The organism is Halarcobacter mediterraneus (genome assembly GCF_004116625.1).
In the GTDB taxonomy this organism is placed as follows: domain Bacteria; phylum Campylobacterota; class Campylobacteria; order Campylobacterales; family Arcobacteraceae; genus Halarcobacter; species Halarcobacter mediterraneus.
In genome coordinates this window covers 617,127-641,623 of record NZ_NXIE01000002.1, presented here as the reverse complement: position 1 = coordinate 641,623, position 24,497 = coordinate 617,127, and the positions used below count along the sequence as shown (strand labels likewise).

The following is a 24,497-nucleotide window of genomic DNA, read 5'->3' as shown; positions in this document are numbered from 1 at the left end:
ACTATAATACCCTTATGAAAGAAACCTTCCACGAACAATTACAAAGCTTTTTAAATTGCAGTTTAAAAGAGTTATTCCCTTTAGCAAGAAGTATGAACAGAAAATTAAAATTTTTTGTAGGACCCACTAACTCCGGTAAAACTTATAATGCAATGGAAGAACTAAAAAAAGCAAATTCAGGATTATACTTAGCTCCTTTGAGACTTCTAGCTTTAGAAGGTCATGAAGAATTAAAAGAAGCAAATATAAAAAGCTCTTTAATTACAGGAGAAGAACAACTTATAAATGAAGATGCATCGCATATATGTTCAACTATTGAAATGATGGATTTTAATTTAGATGTGGATGTTGCAATTATAGATGAAGTTCAAATGTTAGATGATGATGAAAGAGGTTGGGCTTGGGTTAATGCAATTATTGGCTGTCCTTCAAAAACAGTTATTATGACAGGAAGTGTAAATGCTTTGGAGTCTGTAAAAAAAATAGCTGCATATTTAGGTGAAGAACTTGAAGTTGTTAAACATAAAAGAAAAACCCCTTTAAAAGTGATGGAAAAACACGTTGCTTTAGATAATTTAGAACCAGCAACTGCTCTTATAGCTTTCTCAAGAATGGATGTCTTAAAATTAAAACAAAAACTACAAAAAAAATATAGAGTCTCAGTAATTTATGGAAATTTATCTCCAGAGGTTAGAAGAGATGAAGCAAAAAGATTTAGGGAAGGTAAAAGTGATATTTTAATCGCAACTGATGCAATTTCTATGGGATTAAACTTACCTATAAAAAATATACTTTTTACTACTGATACAAAGTTTGATGGAGTAAGTAGAAGAAAAATAACAGTAAATGAAATAGTTCAAATTGCAGGAAGAGCAGGTAGATATAAAATATTTGATGCAGGTTTTTTAGGAGCAACAAGAAGAGATGTATTAAATTATATAAAAGAAGAGTTTGAACAAGCTATCAAAACTATAAAACCCCCATATAAAGTTAAAATTTCAACAGAACAATTGTTAGAACTAAGTAATCATATTAAAACAAAATCTTTAGTGAAGATTTTAAAATATTTTAAAGTAAATATGAAGTTTGATGGTCCTTTTATTGCTTCAAATATTTCATCTTTGATTGAAGCTGCAAATATAGTTGATAAAAGAGAGAAGTTAGATTTAGAAAAAAAATATCTTCTAGCACAAGCTCCTATTACTACAAAGTCAAAAATTATTTTACAAGCTTATGAAGCATATATTGCAGCTGTTATTAAAAATAAAGTATGTAGGTATAAACCATCTATAACTCTTCCTCGAAAAGCGGTTACTCAAAAGGATTTATTACTTGTAGAAGACGAAGTAAAAAAAATATCTTTATATTTATGGCTTTCTTATAAATTTCCCGATATATTTATTGATTATGAAAAAGCAATAATTTTAAGAAATTCATTTAATTCATTTATTGAAAAAACTTTAAAAAGCAGTTTAAAAGTAAGAGAAAATAATTTTGACAAAAAGAATTGGAAGAGTAAAAGTAGATTTAGACGAAGATAATTTATAATATTTTTGATAAAATGGAATGATTTAGGTAAAACTTGAGGACACATATATGTTAGGTATGTTTAAAGGTGATAATGCAGAGGCATTACATAAAGAACTTTTAAAAAACTATGTTGATGAAAAAAAAATACAAACATTTATTGATAGTGGTGTAAATATTAATAGAAGAGATGCAAAGGGACGAACTTTACTCTTTGAGTTAGCTGCTAAAAGAAGAATTGAATCAATTAAAATACTTATAAGAAATGGTATTGATATCAATGCTGAAGATAATTATGGTAAAACAGTATTAAGTGAAGCAGCTGATAAAATGGATGGAATGATGATTCGTTTTCTTCTTGATAATGGAGCTAGTGTAAATCATATTAACTCTTCAGGAAGAACAGTCTTGCAAGATGCTGCTTTAGAAGAAAATGATAAAGTTTTTAAAATTCTTATGGCTCATAATCCTGACTTATCAATTACTGACCACTATGGAAAGACTGTTCTTTTTGATGCAGTTGAAGGTGGTAATCTTGATATTATCAAAGAAGTAGTAAATAATATTGAAGATATAAATATTGTTGATAATAATGGGCAAACGGTACTTTTTCATTCAGTTTTAAAGAATCAACCTGCAATAACTAAATATTTAATCTCTTGTGGAATGGATGTAAATATTTTAGATAAGAAAAGACAAAATGTTCTTTTTAATGCTATTATTTTAGGTGCAAAAAATATTCCTATAATTGAACTACTTTTAGAAAATGGTATTAAAATTAATATTAAAGATTATGCAGATAAAACTCTACTAGATGAGATTCTTAGAATTTTGGCAATCTCAAAACAAACAGATATAAAAATAGAAGGAAAATACAGATTTGTAAATGAAAATAGAAATTACTTAAGACTAACAGGCTTTTTAATAGATAATGGCTTAGCTATTAATAGAACAGATTCTCAAGGAAAAACAGTACTTTACAAAGAGGTTGAAAGAGAAAATTATGATACTATTGATTTTTTAATTTCTTCAGGAGCTGATATTAACGCAGAAGATAATGAAGGAAGAACCGTACTTTTTGATGCAGTTTTAAAAGGTCCTAATAATATGAAAATGATCGACCATCTTATTGAAAAAGGTGCAGATATGGATCATAAGGATTATACAGATAGAACAATAATTGATGATCTTTGTGAAGCTATTTTAATAACTAGAAATAATAAAAAACCAACTTTGAGAAGATTTTTAGATATTAAAGAAGATGCTGATTATATGGTTCTTTTAAAGAAAATGCTTTTATTTAAACCTAAAATAAATCTACCAAGGGCTAAGGGTAGAACACTTATTTTTGACTTAGTAAATGAACCTAATTTAGATTTAATTAAACTTGTCGTTAATGCAGGAGTAGATTTAAATATAGAAGATACAGAAGGAAATACACCTTTATCTTATATGATTGACCATGGCTTAAAAATAACAAAACAAAGAGAGAAAGAACAGTTTTTAGAGAGACTTGTATTTCTTTTAAAATTTAGAGTAGATGTTAATACAATAGATAAAGAAGGAAGAACTATTTTTCATAAAGCTGTTATGGCAGATGATATAGAAATTGTAGAAAAACTATTAACTAAAAAAACAAATTTAGATATTAAAGATAAACAAGGAAGAACGGCTTTACATCATACTCAGTGGAAAGGTAATTATAAAATAGCAAGACTATTAATTGCAGCAGGAGCTGATATTAATGCCGCTGATTATGCAGGATTTACTATTTTAAATTATGCCGCAATTTTAGGACATACTAAATTAGTAGTTGTTTTAATTGTTTCTGGTGTTCTTATGTACAATCATAATAAAAAAAGTAAATCTGTTGCAAAGTTTTTTAAAGAAAGAGAACCAAATTTAGAAAAGTTAGTTAATGCAAATATTACAGATGGAAAAATGATAAGAGCTTTACAGGAAGTTGCAGATAACTTGAAAAAAGAAATAAATGAAGCTTTAAAAGGTTAATAAAATATGACAAAAAAATCTATTATTATTTTGGCTGCTGGTGCAGGAACAAGAATGAAATCAACTACACCAAAGGTTTTACATAAAATCTCTGGTAAACCAATGTTATATTATTCTATAAAAGAGGCTTTAAAAATTAGTGATGATGTAACCGTTGTTCTTTATCACCAAGCACAAAGAGTGCAAGAAGAAATGGAAAAATATTTTGCAAATATTAATTATGTAATTCAAGACCATGAAAATTATCCAGGTACTGGTGGGGCAGTTATGAATGTAACTCCTAAGTACGAAAAAACATTAGTTTTAAATGCAGATATGCCATTAATTCAAGCTGTAGAATTAGAAAAATTTGATATTAATGCTACTATTGTAATGTCAGTACTTCAATTAGATGATGCTTCTGGGTATGGAAGAGTAGTAATAGAAAATGGAAATGTTCAAAAAATAGTTGAACAAAAAGATGCGAGTGAAGATGAACTTAAAATCACAACTGCAAATGCAGGAAGCTATCAATTTGATACAAAATTTTTACTAGAAAATCTATCAAAACTTTCAAATGATAACGCCCAAAAAGAGTACTATATAACTGATTTAATAGAAATGGCAATCTTGCAAAAAAAGGTTTTGAAACCAATTATAGTTAGCGAAGAAAACTTTAAAGGTGTAAACTCAAAAGTAGAATTAGCAGATGCAGAAGTAATACACCAAAATAGAATCAAAAAAGCCTTCATGAGTGAGGGTGTAATTATGAGATTACCAGATACTATTTATATAGAAGAGGGTGTTCAAATAGAAGGTGAATCTATTTTAGAAAATGGTGTTACTCTTTTAGGAAATACTAAAATAGTAAATTCTCATATTAAAACAAATACAGTAATAGAAGATTCCATTTTAATCAATTCTGATGCAGGACCAATGGCAAGAATTAGACCAGGAAGTGAACTTGATAAAACTCATATTGGAAATTTTGTTGAAACAAAAAAAGCCAAACTAAATGGTGTAAAAGCAGGGCACTTAACATACCTTGGTGATTGTGAAATTGATGAAGGTACAAACATTGGTTGTGGAACAATAACTTGTAATTATGATGGAATCAATAAATATAAAACTATTATAGGTAAAAATGTATTTGTAGGAAGTGATACTCAATTTGTAGCTCCAATAACTGTAGAAGATGATGTTCTTATTGGTGCAGGAAGTACTGTAACAAATGATTTAAAAAAAGGACAACTTTATACAACAAGAGCTAAGAAAAGAGTTGTAGAAGGTTATTTTTATAAACATTTTGAAAGTAAGAAATAGAATATGCTTTTAAAAAACAAAAATATTTTACTTTGTATTACGGGTTCTATTGCAGTCTATAAAGCTTTAGAGTTAACAAGACTTTATGTGAAAAGTGGTGCAAATGTAAAAGTTCTTATGACTGAAGCTTCACAAAGATTTGTAACAAAACTGTCTTTTGAGGCAATTTCTCAAAATAAAGTTTTAGATGAGTCTTCAGAATCTTGGGAAAAAAATCAAGATTATAATCATATTGATATTGGAAAATGGGCTGATATTTTAGTAATTGCTCCATGTAGTGCAAATACAATAAATAAATTAGCAAATGGTATTGCTGATAATTTATTAACTCAAACAGTTTTAGCTTTTAAAGGCAAAAAAATAATAGCACCAGCAGCTAATACAAATATGATTGAAAACCAAATTACAATAAAAAGTTTAGAAAATTTAAAAACTCTTGGTTTTGAACTTATAAATTCTCAAGTAAAAGAGTTAGCTTGTAAAGATGTAGGAAATGGAGCATTAGCAGAACCTGAAACTATTTTTTACAAAACAGCTAGAGAACTTTTAAAAGAAGAATATTGGGAAGAAAGAAGTGTTATTTTAACTGGTGGAGGAACAGTTGAAAAGATTGATGATGTGAGGTATATTTCAAATTATTCATCAGGTAAAATGGCTTCTTCTTTGGCTCTTGCTTTATATTTAAAAGGTGCTAATGTTACATTAATTAGTACACGAGGTCATGAAAATCTTATTGATGAAATTAAAAAAGTAAATGTACAAAGTACATTTGCCATGTATGAAGACTTAAATATTTTAATAAAAAAAGTAAAAAAAGAAAAGAAAAAACCTTATCTATTTATGGTTGCAGCTGTTAGTGATTATGTTCCAGAAGAAGATTTTTCAGGAAAAATGAAAAAAGATATTATAGGTCAAACTTGGAATTTAAAATTAAAACAGAATATTGATATATTAAGTTCTATTAATAAAGAAGGTTTGATCTCAATTGGTTTTAAAGCTGAAATGGATGAGACTGTAGCAACAAGTAATGCAAATAATATGCTTGAGAAAAAAGATTTAGATGCCGTTTGTTTAAATGTACTAAAAGATAAATCTTCTTTTGGAACAAACAATAATACAATAGAGCTTATTTTTAAAGAAGAAAGTTTCTCTTTCAGTGGAGAAAAAAATAAGATTTCTTTTGAAATAATAGAAAAATTAGCAAAAAAGTTTGTTTGTGAGTAGTGAAATAAAAAAACAAATACCAACTCATATTGCTATGATTATGGATGGTAATGGACGATGGGCAAAAGAGAAAGGATTAAAAAGAACTGCTGGGCATGAAGAAGGAGCAAAAACAGTTAGAAGAATAACCAAACATTGTTCTGAACTTGGAATAAAATATTTAACTCTTTATGCTTTTTCTACAGAAAATTGGGATAGACCTAAACTTGAAATAGAATTTTTAATGAAGCTTTTAGAAAAATATTTAAAAAGTGAATTAGAAGTTTATTTAGAAAATTCAATTCGCTTTAAAGCTATTGGAGACTTATCAAAGTTTTCAAACTCTTTACAAAAAATAATTCATAAAACAGAAGAAGAAACAGTAAATGGAAAAAATCTTACTCAAGTGTTAGCCTTAAATTATGGTTCTCAAGATGAAATTTTAAGGGCAATAAAAAAATTAGATGAAAAAAAAATGGAAATAACAAAAGAAAATTTTGAATCTTGTCTTGATACCGCAGGTATTCCTGATGTAGATATGCTTATTAGAACTAGTGGTGAAATAAGATTATCAAATTATCTTCTTTGGCAAAATGCTTATGCTGAATTATTTTTTACAAAAACTTATTGGCCTGAGTTTACAACAAATGAGCTAGATGATATGATTAGTGATTTTATAAATAGAGAACGAAGATTTGGAGCTATTTAGTTTTATATTTGGAGCTGTTTTTGGCTCTTTTTTAAATGTATTGATAATAAGATTACCTAAAGGTGAGTCACTTTTTACAAGAAGCCATTGTGTATATTGCAATGAAAAAGTTGCATGGTATCATAATATCCCAATTTTTTCTTTTCTTATATTAAAAGGAAAAGCTTCATGTTGTAAAGAAAAGATTTCTTTACAATATCCTATTGTAGAAATACTCTCTGCATTTTTAACTTTATTTTTATTTCTTAAGTTAGGTTTATCTTCTTCCTTTTTCTTATCAGTAGTTTTTTTTTATGTTTTAATAGTATTATCTTTTATTGATTTTCATTATAAAGCTGTTCCTGATTATTTACTTTTACTATTATTAATATTATCTTTTTTTGTTAGCGAATATGATTTTATAACAAATATAAAAAATGCGTGTCTTCTATCAGGAGCTTTTATTTTATTAAATTTTTTAGTTACCTTTTATATTCAAAATATAAAAGCAAAGCTTTTAAAAGATGACTCTTTAAAAGAACAAGAAGCTTTAGGTGAGGGTGATATACCTGTTATTGCTTCTTTTGCTGTAATTTTAGGACTACAAGCTTCTTTAATGGTTATGTTTTTTGCAGCACTTTTTGCTATAATTCCAGCAATATATAATAAGTATAAAAATAAAGAGATTGAAATACCTTTTATTCCTTTTTTATCTTTAGGTTTTATAGTTGAATATTTTTTTGAAATTACAAAGGTTATTTTTTGAAATTAAAGCAGTATTTATTTAATCAATTAGCACATACATTTTTTCCTATTTTTTTAGGATTATATTTTATTACATCTATTATATTTCTTGTTAAAATTGCAGCACTTACCTCTGTAATTACAATGGATTTTTTTGAGTTATTAAGACTCTATATGTATATAATACCTACGATTTTATTTTATACTTTACCCATATCTTTTTTTATATCTTTAGTTATTACCTTATCTAAACTTTCAAGTGAGTATGAACTTATTGTGATTACTTCTTTTGGTTTAAACCCTGCAAGAATACTAAGAATATTTTTACCAATTACTTTAATTTTGAGCATTTCTTTACTTTTTGTATCTGTTGGATTAATTCCAAAAGCAAAGTTTTTAAATGAAAGATTTTTAGAGCAAAAGAAAAAGGAAGCAAATTTTAATATAAAAGCCTCTGAGTTTGGACAAAAATTTGGAGATTGGCTTATTTATATTAATGAAAAAGATGATAAAACTTATCAAGAGTTAAAACTTTTTAAAACAGAAGACAATAAAGATCAATTTATTATTTCAAAAAGTGGGCAGTTAAATAATGATAGAGGAGACTTAAGTTTTGAATTATTTGATGGAAAATCATTTTATATTGATGAAGAAGAATTAAATCAAATTAATTATAAGAATCTTATTATCAATGATTCCATAAAGAAAACAGAAAATGAATTCTTTATAGACTCTTTTTCTTATTGGAAAGAGCACTTAACAAAAAATGATCTTGTAGATAAATTTACATTTTATATTTTAACTTCAATTTTTCCTTTAATATCGTTATTCTTAGTTGTTATTTTTGGTTATTTTAACCCAAGATATGAAAAAAATAGATCTGTGATGTTTGCTATGGTTTCTGTTGTAGCCTTCTATGTCTTTATAGAGTTTTTAACTGAGAGTACTTTGCTACATTCACTTTATTTAGTACCGATAATCTGGTTTATATGTACATATTTCTTATATATAAAGACTGTAAAATATCAATATTAAAATGAATGCAAAGTTTATAATTTCCTATGATGGAACACAATTTCAAGGAAGTCAAACTCAACCTAATGGTTTAAGTGTTGAAGATAAAATTCAAGAGGCATTTAAACAAATTAATATTAGTACAAAGATAGTTTTAAGTGGTAGAACAGATAAAGATGTTCATGCCACAGGACAAGTTTTTAACTGTATTCTTCCAGATTTTTGGCAAAACTTAAAAAAATTAAAAAGAGTATTAAATAGACATCTTCCTTCTTCTATAAATATAAAAAGTATACAAGAAGTGGATATTGATTTTCATTCAAGATTTCATGCTAAAAAAAGAGTATATAGATATTTAGTTTCTTCAAGGAAACCTTCTGTTTTTGAATCAAATTATCTTTCTTATTGTGAAAATATAGATGAAAAGAAAATAAAAGAAGCAATAAAACTTTTTGAAGGAGTTCATGATTTTGAATATTTCCATAAAAAAGGAAGTGATAAAGATAATACAGTAAGAGAAATTTTTGCTACAAAATTTTATAAATATAAAAATACTTATGTTTTTTATTTTTGTGCAAATTCATATTTACGTTCTCAAATTAGACTTATGGTAGGGGCTCTTCTTAGAGTTTCAGAAGGTAAGTTATCCCTTGAAGATTTACAAAAACAATTAGAAAAAAAACATCATAAATTTAAAACCCCAGCAAGTCCTTATGGCTTATATTTAGCAAAGGTTTATTACTAATGTTTAAAAAAAGAAAGTTTTATACGCTAGGAGATATAAAAAAACATTTAATCTTTACTCCTATTTTTTTTGCAATAGTTCTTGCTATTATTTCTATTTTAGTAATAATCTCCATTTTAGAATTTGAAAAAAACAATGAAGTAAAACTTTTATTGCAAGAAGCAGCTTATAAAAAAAAGAGTTTACTCTCTGAGTATGTAAATAATATAAAATTTAATGTTAGTGGTAATTTTGATAAAAATGAAACGATTTTAAATAAAGCAGTAACTGAAATAAGTGGTTATGTAAAAAATTCTTCAAAAAATATTGATTTAAAAGATTTAAAAAAAGCCTTAAAAAACTATGAGACAAAACACAATGTGGATTTTGTTATTTTTAATAAAAAAAATTATGAGATACTTTATGGTGAAAAAAGTATTGATTATCTTATGGATATTACGGACTCAGAGATAAGACTAAGTAATTTCCAGTATCATATATTGAAAAATATTCAGTATATAGGGGATTCAAACTTAATATATTGGATTGATAAAGAAAAAAGAAAAATTCAATTAAGTTACTTTGTTAATATAGAATCAAAGGCTTGGTTCCTTGGTGCTTTTTCTAAAATTGATGATATGGAAAATCTAACAAGACTTACGATTATTGATTCAATATACAAAAAAAGTAAGTATTTTGATGATATGTACTTTTGGTTTTATGATTATGATTTAGGATATGTATATAACTATTATAATAGAGGTCAAAAACTTGATGCAAAATATATTTTAGAAAAAGATAGATTAAATAGCTCAAATGAGATTTTAAAAAAATATAATAATCAAGAGAGCAATATGAGTGAAATCTATAAATTTGCTAAATATAATTTTTTAGTATCTATCAAAAGTAATAATCCTTCTTTTAAAATTGATAAGCTAAAAGCTAAGTATGATTCTAAATTAAGAATTTCTATTTCTATAGTTATTTTAGTAACTCTATTTTTTATTCTAGCTTCAATTGTTTTTTCAAAATTTATTAATACTATTTTTTATAGATATAACAAAAGAATTGAAACTAGAAATAAAATGTATAAAAAATGGAAAGATAGATATGAACTTGCAATTATTGCTTCAAATGATGGACTTTGGGATATTAATTTAAATACAAAAGAGATTTATTTTTCTAAAAAATGGTTAGATATGTTTGGTTATGAAAAAGGTGATATAAAAAATATTGAAGAGTGGTTAAACAAAATACATAAAGAAGATAGACCCATTGTTGAGAATAGATTAAAAACCCATTTAGATGGGAAAACTGAACACTTTGTTAGTGAATATAGAATAAGAAATAAAAAAAATGAATATAAATGGGTTTTAGTAAGGGGAAAAGCTTTTAATGATACGAAAGTAAACCAAAAAAGAATGTTGATGATGTCAATGGATATTGAAAGAAGAAAAAGACTTCTTGAAGAACTTCAATACGTTGATCTTTTAGTAGAATATGGAAGAATTGTTATTTTCAAATGGAAAAATGACAAATATTTAAGTCCTGAATATGTTTCAAAGTCAATAAGTTCTTTTGGCTATACTAGTGAATACTTTGAAAGTGAAAAGAAAAGTTTTTTAAACTTTGTTCATAAAGATGATTCTTTAGATTTGCAAAATGAGCTAGAAGAAGCAATAAAAAAAGATAATAAATCTTTTACAAAAATTTTTAGAGTTATAGAAAAAGATAAAACTATTAGATGGGTATTTAATAGAACAATTTTTTTAAAAAATGACTTTGGTAATGTGACACATCTTTATGGTTATATTTCAGATATCACAAAAATGAAGTTAACAGAAGAAGAATTAAAATTAAAAATTGCAGAAGAAGTATCTAAAAATACTGAAAAAGATAGAATTTTAGTACATCAAAGTAAACTTGCAGCAATGGGAGAGATGCTAGGAAATATTGCCCACCAATGGAGACAGCCTTTAAATAATATAAACCTTTTAACTCATTTTATTAGAGATAATTATGGAAATCTAAGTAAAGATGATATTGAAGATATTGTTTCAGATACAAAATTACAAATTGATTATATGTCACAAACAATTGATGATTTTAGAAACTTTTATCAACCCACAAAAGATAGAATTAAATTTGATATTAAAGATTCAATTCTTTCTTCACTAAAGATTGTAGAAACTCAATTTGAGAAAAATAATATAAAAACAGAAGTAAATCTAGAGAATGTTGAATTAACAAGTTATCAAAATGAATTTCAACAAGTTATTTTAAATATATTAAATAATGCAAATGATGCAGCAATTATAAAACAAAAAGAAAAAGGCTTTATTGCAAAAGTTTTTATAAATATTAAAAAAGAATGTAATCAGGTTAAAATAGAGATTGGTAATAATTGTGGTGAAGTTCCTTTTAAAGTTATGGAAAGAATGTTTGAACCTTACTTTACTACTAAGTTTGAGGAACAAGGAACAGGAATAGGACTTTATATGGCTAAAATTATTATTGAAAAGAATATGAAGGGTCAAATTCAAGTAGAAAATATAAAAGGTGGAGTTGTCTTTACGATTTCTTTACCGCTATAAAGTTATAATTACACAATAAAATAATATGGGAATTTATCATGAAAGAGTATCAAACAAGAGTTTTATTAGTTGAAGATGAAGATGTTGCAAGAAAAACTCTATCTTTTTATTTAAATACAATATTTGATGAGGTTGTTGTGGCATGTGATGGACAAGAAGCTAGTAATATTTTTAAAAAAGAGTATGAGCATAAAAAATCTTTTGATTTAGTATTAACAGACTTAAAAATGCCAAATAAAGATGGAATGTCAATGATAGATGATATTCGTAAACTAGTTTCCAATCAAAGATTTATAATAGTTAGCGCACATAAAAATGAAGACGACCTACTTAAACTTATTAATTTAAGGGTTTTAGGATATTTTGTAAAACCTTTAAATATAGATAATATGATGGAGATGTTAAAAAAAGCAAAAGAAGAAGTATTAGCTGATAACCTTCCCAAAGAAGAAAGTAAATTACTTAATCTAAATAAACGCTATACTTACGATAAAGAGAATAATAAACTATATAATCAAGAAAGTATAGTAAAACTATCAAAAAAAGAGTTAGATATTTTAACTGTTCTAGTTGATAACTTAGGAGAAGTAGTTCCCGTTGAGAAATTTAAAGAAGTTGTTTGGAATGATATAAATACTAATGATTCAGCTTTTAGAACAGTAATGAAAAGATTAAAAGATAAAGTAAAAGAAGATGATTTTATTATCTCACATAAAGGCTATGGTTACATAATTGAAAAGCAATTAAGAAAATAGAAAGAAGAGATTAAGAGACCGTTTAAAAATCTGTGTCAAGTAACTAATTGTAACTAATTTACACCTCTAAAAAATCATCTAATCTTCCCTCAAAAAATATAGCTAATTGAGAGAGGGTTAGATTCCAGTTCCTAACTGGCATTGTCCATTTTTCACTTGCATTTTGTATTCCCATATAGAGTAATTTTAATAATGAATTTTCATTTGGAAATGCTCCCTTTCTTTAGGATTTTAAACATATAATTATCTACCTTAAAATAATAATACCTTTTATAATAAGGTAGATCTAAATTTTAAAATAAAGGCTCTATTCTATCTTTATCACTTATATCATCTATAGATTCAATCACTTTTGTTTTATCCATTGGTTTATTTATATTAATACTATCACTTTGAGAATCTATATAACAATCTATAGAGTCTCCATATAAATCTATTTTAATATTATATGAAATTTGAGAATCCATTCCACTAAATAAGTATGTATCACATACATATACCTGCTTTGTAGAAATATTTTCTAATTCTAAATACAATTCATTTGCAAACTCTAAATATTTTTTTTCAAAACTCATAGGATAAAAAGATTGATATTCATTAGCCTCTATTTTTCCTGAAATTGATATATATTTACTACTATTTTGTTTATAATATGAATTAGATTCATACTTTTTTTTTGAAACAAGATTTACTTTAAACTTTTGTTCTGAATCTATAGAAGAAGTTAAAACTAATTTTTTTTCCTTTTTTACTTCAACTTTTTCTTTTTGATTTTTTATAACACCTTCTTTCTTTAAGATAGTCTTCTCTATTATTTTTTTTTCATATTTAGGAATTTCTACTTTTTTAATCTCTTCTAAATTATTAACTGTATTAATATCTACCTTTTCAATAAAAAGTTCTTTTGTATCTTTTTTATCAGAATTTACAAAGAAAAAATAAATTAAAACAAAACAAAAAATTGTAATAGGAATATAATATATTTTCTTCATTTCTATTCACTATAGCTAACATAGTTATTTAATACTTTTGTATAAAAATCACTTACCTCTTTATACTGTTTAAATATGTCTATATTATCTCTAGTACTATTCATATCTTGTTGAAGTCTTGCTGTATAGTTATATAAAAATTCTTCAAAGTTGATATTTACATCATCTTTATTATGAGGTCCAAACCCAGCAAAGTTTCCAATATTTGCTCCTTCTTGAAATCCAGGTAAAGCCTCCTTACCTGAGGCAAGTTGAGATAGATTTAATGCTAACATACTAAAATAATTACTTCTAACTCTAGGATCTTCGGTTTCATTCATCGTTTTATATAAAACCTTATTAAACTTATCATCCCCTGTATAAGTAGCTGATGCTAATAAATGAAAAGATTTTCCTTTTAATACTCCTATTATTGGTAAATCCATATTACCTGACCAATCTCTTAAGACAACCCCATGCATTGTTTTTGTTTGTTCAAATGATAACTTTTTCATATCTTCATCATCTAAACTACCATCTGATAAAAGCTCTCTAAATAGTTTTGCATCCTCTTCATTTAAACTATCAAAGGCTTTGTGTTTATCTAAATACTCTAATATCTCGCTTTTCTCTTCAACTTTTTCACTATCCATAAGTGATGAAAATGTTTGTGTTTCTTCTGCTTTTGCATTAGATTCACTTTTATTTGCTGAAACTTGACTATTTATTGTTTGATAACTATTATAATTAGTTCCTATTTGCATTTTAATATCCTTATTTAGTATTTTTATATTATTTTATATTATTTTATATTATTTTATAATCTTTTAAGTTAGAAAAAAATAAAAATTTGAGTTATTATAAAAAGGAAAAAAATGAAAAGGTTTATCTTAAGTTTATTTAGTTTGTCATTTGCTTTAGTATTAAATGCAAATGCAAGTGGTTATTTATGGAAGGTAACTGCAATAGAAGGAATTTTATTTCAAGATGGCAAATTTTATGGACCTTATATAGAAAAATTAATTAATGGGAGATATACAACGTATAATTGGTTAACAAATTTTGCACAAGGCGAAGAAGTTTATGTTTATGGTGAAGAATACTATGGTAATATGGTTTGGGTAGAAGTTCACGGTATGCCACACGATGAACCAACTGTTAAAATAGGTACAAAATATGGCGTAATCATGGAAACAGATAACCTTGTAAATAGCTCAAAAATAATATATGGGAAGAGATATAAGTTTTTTGTTCCTAAAATCCCTGTTAGTTCTGTATCTTCTATAACAGATGTAGATTTAAAAGATACCCTAAGAGTTTATGATGGTACATCTCTAAAATTTGAAGCAGGTATTAAGTAAAAATAAGAGACCGTTCAAAAATCTGTGTCAAGTAACTAATTTACACCTCTAAAAAATCATCTAACCTTCCCTCAAAAAATATAGCTAATTGAGAGAGGGTTAGATTCCAGTTCCTAACTGGCATTGTCCATTTTTCACTTGCATTTTGTATTCCCATATAGAGTAATTTTAATAATGAATTTTCATTTGGAAATGCTCCCTTTGTTTTTCTCACACTTAGTGTTCGCTCTAGGCTGTAAGTTTTCTAAATTGCCTATGAACAGACTCAATAATATTAGTCGTGTAAATTACTTTTCTAATTTCTGGTGGATATTTAAAATAAACAGATAAATTCTCCCACTTAACAAATGGATAAATAGATTCTAATGGTCTACTTTGCGATGCTTTTACTTTATCAATAATTTTATCTGTAATTGCACTTATTGTTGCAGTTGATAATTCTACTCTATATATCTCTTCAATATGTTTTATTATATCTCTATAGCTTAATCCTAAGCCATACATTGAGATTATTCTCTCTTCTATTTCATCTGATAAGGAGCTCCTGAAGTAACAGAACAGATTGCTTTTTTCCCTTTGAAGTATCCTTTATCATATCTCATTTTACTAGTATAAAGGCCACCTGCAACAAAAACTCTATCAAACCACCCTTTAAGCATGGCTGGTTGTTGATGCCACCATAATGGAAATTGTAAAATTAGTAAATCACATCTTTTGACTTTTTCTATTTGTTCTTTAACATCTTTTGCTAAAGTATCTGTTTTATATGCATTTCTTTGTTCTGATAATACATCAAATTTAGAGTTATTTACTCTATTTTTATAATGTATTGCTTTTTCTACTGGATCAAAATCAATTGCATATAAATCTGATATTTCTACACTATGACCTTGTTTTGTCAATGTTTTTTCAGCAATGTTTGTTAAAGATGCATTAAAAGATTGTTTTTCTGGATGACAGTGAACTATTAGTATATTCATAAGAGGAACTCCTTTATATTAGAGCAAAATATTAATAGATCAATTATAATAAAGTATCCTAAATGGATACTTTATTTATAAGGATACTTCATATTTTGAAGTACTCTTTACTTTAATTTAGCTTTTTGGAAAAAATAAATTAAAGCAAAAATAGCTAGTCCTATTAAATAAGATATATAGTGACTTGGTAAAGATAGTTTTGCTTCCATAATTTTTGGTAAGAACATAAATGGAACAATTGATAGGAAAACTAATCTTTCAATTACATTTGTTTTTGTTATAAAATAACCTTGAGTTGCACAAGAAAAAGCCATCATTCCAATAAAAGCAGTAGAAAATATTATTGCTATTTCAAAAGGATTTGTAATCCATATCCATCCTTTTGGATCAGCTGGATTAAGTGCATCAACCCCTGAGATTAAAAGTAATTCGGGATTAAAAAAGAACATAAATGGCAAAATAGCTGTTCTTATATCATATTTGAATCCTTGAATACCTGTTTTTATTGGGTCAGCTTTGGCAATACCTGCAGCAGCATAAGCTGCAAGTCCAACAGGTGGGGTGTCATCTGCTAAGATACCAAAATAAAATACAAATAAATGAGCTGCAATAGCAGGAATTAAAAAACCATTATCTTGAGCCAAAATCAAAATAACAGGTGCTGTTAAAGATGCCATTACTATATAGTTTGCTGTTGTTGGTAAACCCATACCAAGAATTAAAGAAATAATAGCTGCTAAAAGAAGAATAATAAAAATATTACCATCTGATAAAGTTTCAATCACATCTAATAATACCTGACCTAAGCCAGTTAAAGTGATACTTCCTACTACAATACCAGCAAGAGCAGTCGCTACTGCAATTGGAATCATATTTTTTGCTCCACTAATCATCCCTGCTAAAATATCAATAAAACCAGAAAGTAAAATATCTTTTGTAATTTTCTCTTTTGCTAAAAAAGCTCTGAATGGGTGTTGCACAACCATTAAAAGCATTAACAACATAATTGCATTAAAAGCAGCACTTGCAGCGCTTTCTCTTAATACCATAAGAGTATAAAGTAAAAAGAAAATAGGAACTAAGTAGTGAATACCCTGAGCAAAAGTTTTCCATTTAGGTGGAATATCTTCATCTTCCATCCCTTTTAATCCCAATTTTAAAGCTTCTAAATGAACAATATAAAATAAAGCAAAATAAGAAACAAAAGCAGGTATAAATGCAGCAAAAATAACATCAGTATATGCAAGACCTAAGAACTCTGCAATAATAAAAGCAGCAGCTCCCATAACAGGGGGCATTAATTGTCCATTAGTAGAAGAAGCAACTTCTACAGCTCCTGCTTGTTCTGGTCTGAATCCAGTACGTTTCATTAAAGGGATAGTAAAAGTTCCTGTTGTAACAGTATTTGCAATAGAAGAACCACTCATGATTCCAGTGAAACCTGATGCAACAACTGAGGCTTTTGCAGGACCTCCTCTAAATTTTCCAAGCATTGCAAATGCAAGATTAATAAAATACTCTCCGGCTCCAGCTTTATCCAATAAAGAACCAAAAAGAACAAATAGAAATACAAAACCAGTAGAAACGCCAAGAGGCACACCAAAAATACCTTCTGTTGTTAAAAACATATGACCAGCTAGTTTATTTAAACTAGCTCCTTTATGTATAATAAGTTCAGGCATATAAGGACCTAATAAGTCGTAAGCAATAAAAACAATTGCAATTATAGATAATGCAAGTCCAAGAACTCTTCTTCCTGCTTCAAGTAAAATTATTATACCTATAAGTGCAACAATAATATCAATATTAGTATAATCTCCTGGTCTTAGTGCTAACTCTTCAAAAAAGAAAGCTATATAACCAGCAGTACATAAACCAACTAAAGCAAGAGTATATCCAAACCATCTAATTTTATTTAAAAAGTAGGGTTTTCTTATCATAGGGTAAATCATAAAAGCTAAGATTAAAGCAAAAGATAAGTGAATAGATCTAGATATTGTAGAATTTGTTGGTTCAATTACAATGTATAATTGAAATAATGACCATAATAAAGCAAGAGTAGAGATTATCCAAAATTCATAATGTTCTCTTCCAAAAACTCTTTGTCCTTCAAGTTCATGTAAAACTTTTCTTGACTCTTCAGCTTGTTCATTTTCAAGTTCATTTAAAGTATGTGGTTTTTCTTCATAAATCTTCATTATAAATCCTTATGAATTTTATTATATGTAATTTAGAAGTAAACTATATATAATAAAACTAAATTTAAAAACTCAAAGACTTATGCCTTTGAGTTTAGTTTAGATTATAGTAATCCAGCCTCTTTATAATATTTTTTCGCACCTTCATGTAAAGGAGCACTTAATCCATCAAGTAATGATTTTTTTGTAATATTAGAATATGCTGGATGAAGTTTTTTAAAGTCTTCAAAATTCTCTAAGATAGCTTTTACTAAAGTATAAACCGCTTTATCACTAACATCTGTACTTGTTACTAATACAGCTTTAACACCAAAAGTAGGAACAGGTTTATCAACACCTTTATAGATTCCAGCTGGAACATTTGCCTTTGCAAAGTAAGGATTGTCTTTAATCATTTTATCAACAGCTGGTCCAACTATTGGAGTGATTGCTATATCAACAGAGTTTGAGGCATCTTTAATATTTGCAGTTGGATGACCAACCATATAAAAATATCCATCAACTTTATTGTCTCTTAAAGCATCTGGAGATTCTCCTGCTTTTAAAACTCCTGCAAAACTTAAGTCATCTTTTGAAATTCCTAAATAAGGAAATAATGTATCAGCAGTAGAAGCATGTCCACTTCCAGGGTTTCCTACATTTATTTTTTTCCCTTTTATATCTAGAATACCTTTAATACCAGCTTCTTTTCTAGTAACTAAAGTAAATAATTCAGGGTAAATAGCCATTACTGATCTTAATTTATCAACAGCTTTACCTTCATATTTTTTTAGCCCTTTTGACATATTATATACAACATCAGATTGTGCAACACCAAAATCTAATTCTTTGTTTTTAATTGTATTAATATTGTATTCAGAACCACCAGTTGATTCAACAGAACATCTAATCTTAGTCTCTTTTTTATATTTATTAACCAACCTACAAATTGCTCCACCAGTTGGGTAATAAGTTCCAGTAACACTTCCTGTACCAATTGTAATAAATTCAGCAGAAAATGCTGGGATTGTTAAAGCAGCAACTAAAGCTGCACTAGCTAATTTTTTCATGTCTACTCCCTGATTTTTTTAGTTTAGAAAGTACTAATATCCAAAGTTGTTATTAGTGTTTTCTAAATAGTTAAAAAATTGTATTAAAGTTACAATTACAAGTAGTTTATAATATAAAAAATATTATGAAACTTAAAAAAAAAAATTAATTTCTATCAAAAAAATAATTTAGCACTTTTATAAATCTTTTGCTAAAAACAACTTGACATTTACTCACTCATATAGTATAATTCATTTAGCAGTTTAAGATAACAAGTGCTAAAAAATAAATTAGGATATGAATGATTGACAAAAAAGAGTTTTTATTACATTCCATAATTAAAGCATATATTGAGCATTTAGAACCGATAGGTTCAACACAATTAAAATCAATGTATGACATAGCATACTCTCCTGCAACTATTAGGGGTTACTTTAAAAAGTTAGGGGATGAAGGATTTTTAGCTCAAGAGCATGTAAGTAGTGGGAGAACTCCTACAACTGAAGCTTTAAAGCTTTATTGGACTAATAAATTAAATTTTAAACTCAATTTTGTAGATGAAGATGCAATAGAATATCTTTCTAAACATATAGGCATTACAGTTTTTGTGCAAGAACAGAAATCTGATACTTTAAAAGATATATTAAATGTAGAGAACAGATATATGATTCTTGAGTTTAGTTCTTTTTCAATAACTGTAAAATATACAGATATGCTTTATAGATTTTTATCAGATATGAGAGGTTTAGAACTTATTCATATTGTTAATATTTCAAAGCAGGTAGGAGCCTATGAAATTTATGAAAAGGTGAGTTTACATCTTCAAAATAAGAATTTTCATATCTATAATACTAAAGATTTTTTTTCTTTAGCACTTAGATTTGACCTTGATGAAAAAAGTATTAACTCTTTTTTGAAAGGCAAAATTTTAGACTCAATTGATGAAGGTTTATATTTTGATGAAATTATTCCTGAGGGATATATAGGTATTTGTCATAATTGTAAAATAAAAAACAATGATATTAAAATGTTAGTAGTTGGGGAGTTATCTAAAGACTACGAATATTTTTTTAATAAAATAAGTATGATTTAGGAGATAAACTTTGAGTGAAGAAACAAAAGAAGAACTAAAACAAGAAGAACTTCCTTTAGAAGAGGAAGTTAATGAGACAGTAGAAACTACTGAAGAGAATCAAAACTGTGATGAAAATAAAGAATTAAGTCTTGAAGAAAAAGTTGCTGAACTTGAAGGAAAACTAAAAGAGAGTGAAGATAAATACTTTAGAGTTCATGCAGATTTTGAGAATATTAAAAAAAGATTGGAAAAAGAAAAGTATCAAGCAATTGATTATGCAAGTGAGAAGTTTGCAAAAGATTTATTAACACCAATTGACACTCTTGAGATGGCTCTTGCTGCTGAAGAAGCAGCAAAAGAATTGCCTACTGAAGAGCTTTTATCAAAATTAAAAGAAGGTGTAGAATTGACAATTAAGAATTTTTATACTGCTTTTGAAAAACATGATATTACATTAGTAGAAACTGATGGTGAATTTGATCCAAATTTTCATGATGCGGTAATGCAAGTTGATAGTGAAGATCATGAAGATGGACAAATAGTTCAACAACTTCAAAAAGGTTATAAATTTAAAGATAGGCTATTAAGACCAGCAATGGTTTCAATTTGTAAAAAGTAATTAAAATGACCGTAATGTCTATAAACTATTGAATAAAACTAAAAATTAATAATAAAGAAAAGAAGGATAATAAAATGAGTAAAGTAATTGGTATTGATTTAGGAACAACAAACTCTTGTATGGCAGTTTATGAAGGTGGTGAAGCAAAAGTTATTCCTAATAAAGAGGGTAAAAACACTACTCCATCTATTGTTGCATTTACAGATAAAGGTGAAGTTTTAGTTGGAGATCCAGCAAAAAGACAAGCTATTACAAACCCAGAAAAGACTATCTATTCTGTAAAAAGAATTATGGGTCTTATGATGGATGAAGAAAATGCAAAAGAAGCACAATCTAAAGTTGGATATAAAATCGTTAATAGAAATGGTGCAGCAGCAGTTGAAATTGCTGATAAAGTTTATACTCCTCAAGAAATTTCTGCAAAAATTTTAGGAAAATTAAAAGCTGATGCAGAAGAATATTTAGGGGCTCCTGTAACTGATGCAGTTATTACAGTTCCAGCATACTTCAATGATGCACAAAGAAAAGCAACTCAAGAAGCAGGAACAATTGCAGGATTAAATGTATTAAGAATTATTAATGAGCCAACAGCAGCTTCATTAGCATATGGTTTAGATAAAAAAGGTGAAGAAAAAGTACTTGTATACGATTTAGGTGGTGGTACATTTGACGTTACTGTTCTTGAAATTGGTGATGGAACATTTGAAGTACTTTCAACAGATGGTAATGCATTCTTAGGTGGAGATGACTTTGATAATGCAATCATTGATTGGTTAGCAAAAGAGTTTGAATCTGAAAATGGATTTGATATTAAAAATGATAAAATGGCATTACAAAGATTAAAAGATGCAGCTGAAAATGCTAAAAAAGAGCTTTCTTCTGCTGAATCAACTGAAATCAACTTACCATTTATTTCTATGGGTAACGCGGGACCAGTACACTTAGTTAAATCTTTAACTAGAGCAAAATTTGAGTCTATGACTGAGCATTTAATTAATGAAACACTACAACATATTAAAACTGCAATGGATGATGCAGGATTAGATAAAGGTGATATTCAAGAAATTATTATGGTTGGTGGATCAACAAGACTTCCTAAAGCTAATCAAGTAGTTAAAGATTATTTTGGAAAAGATTTAAATAAAGGGGTAAACCCTGATGAAGTTGTTGCAGCAGGTGCAGCAGTTCAAGCGGGTGTATTAAGAGGTGATGTTAAAGATGTATTATTACTAGACGTTACACCTTTATCATTAGGTATTGAAACTCTTGGTGGAGTTATGACTAAGCTGATTGAAAAAGGTACTACAATTCCTGTTAAAAAATCACAAGTATTCTCAACTGCTGAAGATAACCAACCAGCTGTATCAATTCATGTTACTCAAGGTGAAAGAGAGTTTGCAAAAGATAATAAGTCTTTAGGTATGTTTGAATTATCTGACATCCCAGCAGCTCCAAGAGGTGTTCCTCAAATTGAAGTAACATTTGATATTGATGCGAATGGTGTTTTAAATGTATCAGCTAAAGATAAAGGTACTGGAAAAGAAAATAAAATTACTATTTCTGGTTCATCTGGGTTATCTGATGAAGAAATTGAAAAAATGGTAAATGAAGCTGAAGCAAATAAAGAAGCAGATGCAAAAAGAAAAGAAGTAATTGAAGTAAGAAATCAAGCAGATGCTTTATTACACTCAACTAGAAAAACTTTGGAAGAGAATGAAGATGCTGTTTCAGCAGAAGAAAAAACAAAAATTATTGATGCAGCAGCAGCTTTAGAAGAAGTTTTAAAAGATGAAAATGCTACAAAAGAACAAATTGAAGAAAAAGTAAAAGCTTTAACTGAAGTTTCTCACAAGTTAGCAGAAGCTATGTATAAAAAAGAAGGTGGTGACCAAGCAGGTGCTGGTGCACAACCAAATCAAAAGGCTAAAAAAGATGACGATGATGTTATCGATGCTGAAGTAGAGTAATCTCTACTTCATGCAAACTTTAATCTTCTTACTATTAATTTTTTTAATAGTAATCTTTTCTATTCTTTTATATTATAAAAATAAACATTCTAGTGTTGATAAATTAAACAAAGGTATTTGTCCTACTTGTGGAGCAAAACCTAAAACTTTTTATGATGAAAGAACAAAAAGTACTTTTACTGTACCTGTAATTAAAACAAGAATTCTTAAAAATCATGGCTGTTCAGGAGTTAGTGATATTGAATATACTTGTACATCTTGTGGTACAAAAGAAGTTTATTCCCAAAGTTCTTTATCTAATTGTTCTGTGTAATCTTTTATTAACTTTTAGATGTTACAATTTCCAAAAAATTTAGGAAAACTAATGAACAAAATTATCTATTCAATTATTTTATTAATACTTTTTTTTACAGGATGTTCTCAAAAAGAACCACTTAAATTTGAAAAGCTAGATAAGATATCAAAAGCAAATGTAAAAAAAGTTGAATTAGATAAGATACATGGTTTTTATGCTGATGATTTAAATTATGCTCTAGAAGTATTTAAAAAAGATTGTAAAAGAGCAAAAAGATATGAACTTTTTGAAAAAGCTTGTGAAAAAGCAAATGATTATGAAAATGGTTCACAATTTTTTACAGAAAATTTTGTTGCTTATGAACTTTATAATAATGATGGGACAGACACTGGAGTTATAACAGGTTATTATGAACCTTTATTAAAAGGTAGTCTTACTCAAAGTGAAAAATACAAATACCCAATTTATAAAACTCCTGATGATATGTATATTGTTGATTTATCTTCTATTTATCCAGAACTTAAAAAGTATAGATTAAGAGGTAAAATAAAAGGAAATAGAATTATTCCTTATGATGATAGAGAAAAAATAAATGATAGAGATGATTTAGAAGCAATTTGTTATGTTGATGATAGATTTGATTTATTCTTTTTACATATACAAGGTTCAGGTAAAGTTCAACTTGAAAATGGAGATATCTTAAATATAGGATATGCAAATCAAAATGGGCATAAATATAAAGGTATAGGTGGAATGCTTTTAAAAGAAGGAGTTCTTAAAGGTTATGGAGCTTCAATGCAAGGAATTAAAGCTTATTTAAAAGATAATCCTAAAAGAGTAGATGAAATATTACATGCAAATAAGAGTTATATTTTCTTTTCAAAAAGAGGACAAGGTGCAACAGGAGCTTTGGGTACAGAATTAGTAGCTCAAAGGAATTTAGCGGTAGATAGAAAATATATTCCCCTTGGAATGCCTGTTTTTATTAATACAAAGAATAGTGTAACTCAAGAAAAAATTGATAGACTAATGGTTGCTGCAGATGTTGGTGGAGCAATTAAAGGTGAAATAAGAGCTGATTTCTTTTATGGAAATGGAAAAGATGCTGAAGTTTATGCAGGAGGAATGAAAGAACAAGGAAAGCTTACAATCCTTGTCCCTAAAGAATTTGCAAAGTAAATTGAATTTACTTTGCTACATACAGCATCCACTTCCACAACAAGTTGATGGAGCTTCTTGTCTAAAATTGATAATAAAATTTTGACCTTGTTCTACTAAATCAAAATCGTGTTTTTTACAAAATTCTAAATTCATTTGATTTTTCATTTGTATAGCTTTACTTAAAGCTTCATCTTTAGATGTAAATTCAAGATTATTTTCTAAGTCACTTCTTTTAAAACAACCACATTCTTGTTCAACAACAACTTTATGCATACTAAAG

At 27.3% G+C, this 24,497-nt stretch carries 22 protein-coding genes and 2 pseudogenes; 16 read left to right on the top strand and 8 right to left on the bottom strand.

Translation table 11 applies throughout. From position 1 onward, the window contains the following. Positions 1-14 precede the first annotated feature (14 nt). From CP965_RS07265 to CP965_RS07220, 10 genes are read left to right on the top strand one after another with little or no spacing between them, the layout of a single operon-like run. A complete protein-coding gene (locus tag CP965_RS07265; protein ID WP_129061411.1) occupies positions 15-1,541 on the top strand; it encodes a helicase-related protein in 1,527 nt (508 codons plus the stop codon). Positions 1,542-1,596: 55 nt separating this feature from the next. Then, entirely contained in the window at positions 1,597-3,537 is a 1,941-nt protein-coding gene (locus CP965_RS07260) for an ankyrin repeat domain-containing protein (RefSeq protein WP_206732271.1), read from the top strand. Positions 3,538-3,543: 6 nt separating this feature from the next. Further along, positions 3,544-4,839: a bifunctional UDP-N-acetylglucosamine diphosphorylase/glucosamine-1-phosphate N-acetyltransferase GlmU gene (gene glmU / locus CP965_RS07255; protein ID WP_129061410.1), complete on the top strand. Its 1,296-nt coding sequence runs from the start codon at positions 3,544-3,546 to the stop codon at positions 4,837-4,839. Between the two features lie 3 nt (positions 4,840-4,842). Further along, entirely contained in the window at positions 4,843-6,063 is a 1,221-nt protein-coding gene (gene coaBC / locus CP965_RS07250; RefSeq protein ID WP_129061409.1) for a bifunctional phosphopantothenoylcysteine decarboxylase/phosphopantothenate--cysteine ligase CoaBC, read from the top strand. A gap of 34 nt (positions 6,064-6,097) precedes the next feature. Next, positions 6,098-6,751, top strand: coding sequence for a di-trans,poly-cis-decaprenylcistransferase (locus CP965_RS07245; protein ID WP_267285281.1), 654 nt, complete (start codon positions 6,098-6,100; stop codon positions 6,749-6,751). Next, positions 6,738-7,496, top strand: coding sequence for a prepilin peptidase (locus CP965_RS07240; RefSeq protein WP_129061408.1), 759 nt, complete (start codon positions 6,738-6,740; stop codon positions 7,494-7,496). The genes CP965_RS07245 and CP965_RS07240 overlap by 14 nt, the downstream gene beginning before the upstream one ends. Next, positions 7,493-8,509: an LptF/LptG family permease gene (locus CP965_RS07235; protein ID WP_129061407.1), complete on the top strand. Its 1,017-nt coding sequence runs from the start codon at positions 7,493-7,495 to the stop codon at positions 8,507-8,509. The genes CP965_RS07240 and CP965_RS07235 overlap by 4 nt, the downstream gene beginning before the upstream one ends. A gap of 1 nt (position 8,510) precedes the next feature. Next, positions 8,511-9,233, top strand: coding sequence for a tRNA pseudouridine(38-40) synthase TruA (truA, locus tag CP965_RS07230; RefSeq protein ID WP_129061406.1), 723 nt, complete (start codon positions 8,511-8,513; stop codon positions 9,231-9,233). After that, positions 9,233-11,806 carry a PAS domain-containing sensor histidine kinase gene (locus CP965_RS07225; RefSeq protein WP_129061405.1) on the top strand — a complete coding sequence of 858 codons (2,574 nt, stop codon included), beginning with the start codon at positions 9,233-9,235 and terminating at the stop codon, positions 11,804-11,806. Before truA ends, CP965_RS07225 begins: the two co-directional genes overlap by 1 nt. A 38-nt stretch (positions 11,807-11,844) precedes the next feature. Beyond that, the gene (locus CP965_RS07220) at positions 11,845-12,561 is read left to right on the top strand and encodes a response regulator transcription factor (RefSeq protein WP_129061404.1); all 717 of its coding nucleotides are present in this window, start codon (positions 11,845-11,847) and stop codon (positions 12,559-12,561) included. Positions 12,562-12,619: 58 nt separating this feature from the next. Here the strand turns inward: CP965_RS07220 and CP965_RS07215 are convergent. From CP965_RS07215 to CP965_RS07205, 3 genes and pseudogenes are all read right to left on the bottom strand, one after another. Continuing rightward, positions 12,620-12,781: pseudogene (locus tag CP965_RS07215) on the bottom strand (IS256 family transposase); the annotation flags it as partial. Positions 12,782-12,854: 73 nt separating this feature from the next. Beyond that, on the bottom strand, positions 12,855-13,553 hold the full coding sequence (locus tag CP965_RS07210) for a hypothetical protein (protein WP_129061403.1): 699 nt from the start codon (positions 13,551-13,553) through the stop codon (positions 12,855-12,857). Between the two features lie 2 nt (positions 13,554-13,555). Beyond that, the gene (locus tag CP965_RS07205; RefSeq protein ID WP_129061402.1) at positions 13,556-14,296 is read right to left on the bottom strand and encodes a hypothetical protein; all 741 of its coding nucleotides are present in this window, start codon (positions 14,294-14,296) and stop codon (positions 13,556-13,558) included. A 111-nt stretch (positions 14,297-14,407) separates the two neighbouring features. Between CP965_RS07205 and CP965_RS07200 the strand changes: the two genes are divergently transcribed. Next, positions 14,408-14,893, top strand: coding sequence for a hypothetical protein (locus tag CP965_RS07200; RefSeq protein ID WP_129061401.1), 486 nt, complete (start codon positions 14,408-14,410; stop codon positions 14,891-14,893). Positions 14,894-14,933: 40 nt separating this feature from the next. Here CP965_RS07200 and CP965_RS14315 read toward each other — a convergent pair. The 4 genes and pseudogenes from CP965_RS14315 to CP965_RS07180 all read right to left on the bottom strand — a co-directional run. Next, positions 14,934-15,439, bottom strand: a pseudogene (locus CP965_RS14315) (transposase); the annotation flags it as partial. Next, a complete protein-coding gene (locus CP965_RS07190; protein ID WP_129061400.1) occupies positions 15,415-15,873 on the bottom strand; it encodes an NAD(P)H-dependent oxidoreductase in 459 nt (152 codons plus the stop codon). The gene CP965_RS07190 and the pseudogene CP965_RS14315, both read right to left, overlap by 25 nt. A gap of 107 nt (positions 15,874-15,980) precedes the next feature. Then, entirely contained in the window at positions 15,981-18,071 is a 2,091-nt protein-coding gene (locus CP965_RS07185) for a TRAP transporter permease (protein ID WP_129061399.1), read from the bottom strand. Between the two features lie 104 nt (positions 18,072-18,175). After that, entirely contained in the window at positions 18,176-19,120 is a 945-nt protein-coding gene (locus CP965_RS07180; RefSeq protein ID WP_129061398.1) for a TAXI family TRAP transporter solute-binding subunit, read from the bottom strand. Between the two features lie 281 nt (positions 19,121-19,401). On the opposite strand from CP965_RS07180, the gene CP965_RS07175 reads away from it, so the two are divergent. The 5 genes from CP965_RS07175 to mltA are packed head-to-tail and all read left to right on the top strand — an operon-like array spanning position 19,402 to position 24,235. Next, entirely contained in the window at positions 19,402-20,193 is a 792-nt protein-coding gene (locus tag CP965_RS07175) for a heat-shock protein (protein ID WP_129061397.1), read from the top strand. 10 nt (positions 20,194-20,203) lie between these two features. Next, positions 20,204-20,794, top strand: a complete 591-nt coding sequence (gene grpE, locus CP965_RS07170) for a nucleotide exchange factor GrpE (protein WP_129061396.1) — start codon at positions 20,204-20,206, stop codon at positions 20,792-20,794. Between the two features lie 44 nt (positions 20,795-20,838). Beyond that, positions 20,839-22,761: a molecular chaperone DnaK gene (dnaK, locus tag CP965_RS07165; protein WP_228712691.1), complete on the top strand. Its 1,923-nt coding sequence runs from the start codon at positions 20,839-20,841 to the stop codon at positions 22,759-22,761. A 10-nt stretch (positions 22,762-22,771) separates the two neighbouring features. After that, on the top strand, positions 22,772-23,074 hold the full coding sequence (locus tag CP965_RS07160; protein WP_129061394.1) for a hypothetical protein: 303 nt from the start codon (positions 22,772-22,774) through the stop codon (positions 23,072-23,074). A 51-nt stretch (positions 23,075-23,125) separates the two neighbouring features. Further along, the gene (gene mltA, locus CP965_RS07155) at positions 23,126-24,235 is read left to right on the top strand and encodes a murein transglycosylase A (protein WP_129061393.1); all 1,110 of its coding nucleotides are present in this window, start codon (positions 23,126-23,128) and stop codon (positions 24,233-24,235) included. A gap of 15 nt (positions 24,236-24,250) precedes the next feature. Here the strand turns inward: mltA and CP965_RS07150 are convergent, their stop codons facing one another. Further along, on the bottom strand, positions 24,251-24,490 hold the full coding sequence (locus CP965_RS07150; RefSeq protein WP_129061392.1) for a hypothetical protein: 240 nt from the start codon (positions 24,488-24,490) through the stop codon (positions 24,251-24,253). Positions 24,491-24,497 lie beyond the last annotated feature (7 nt).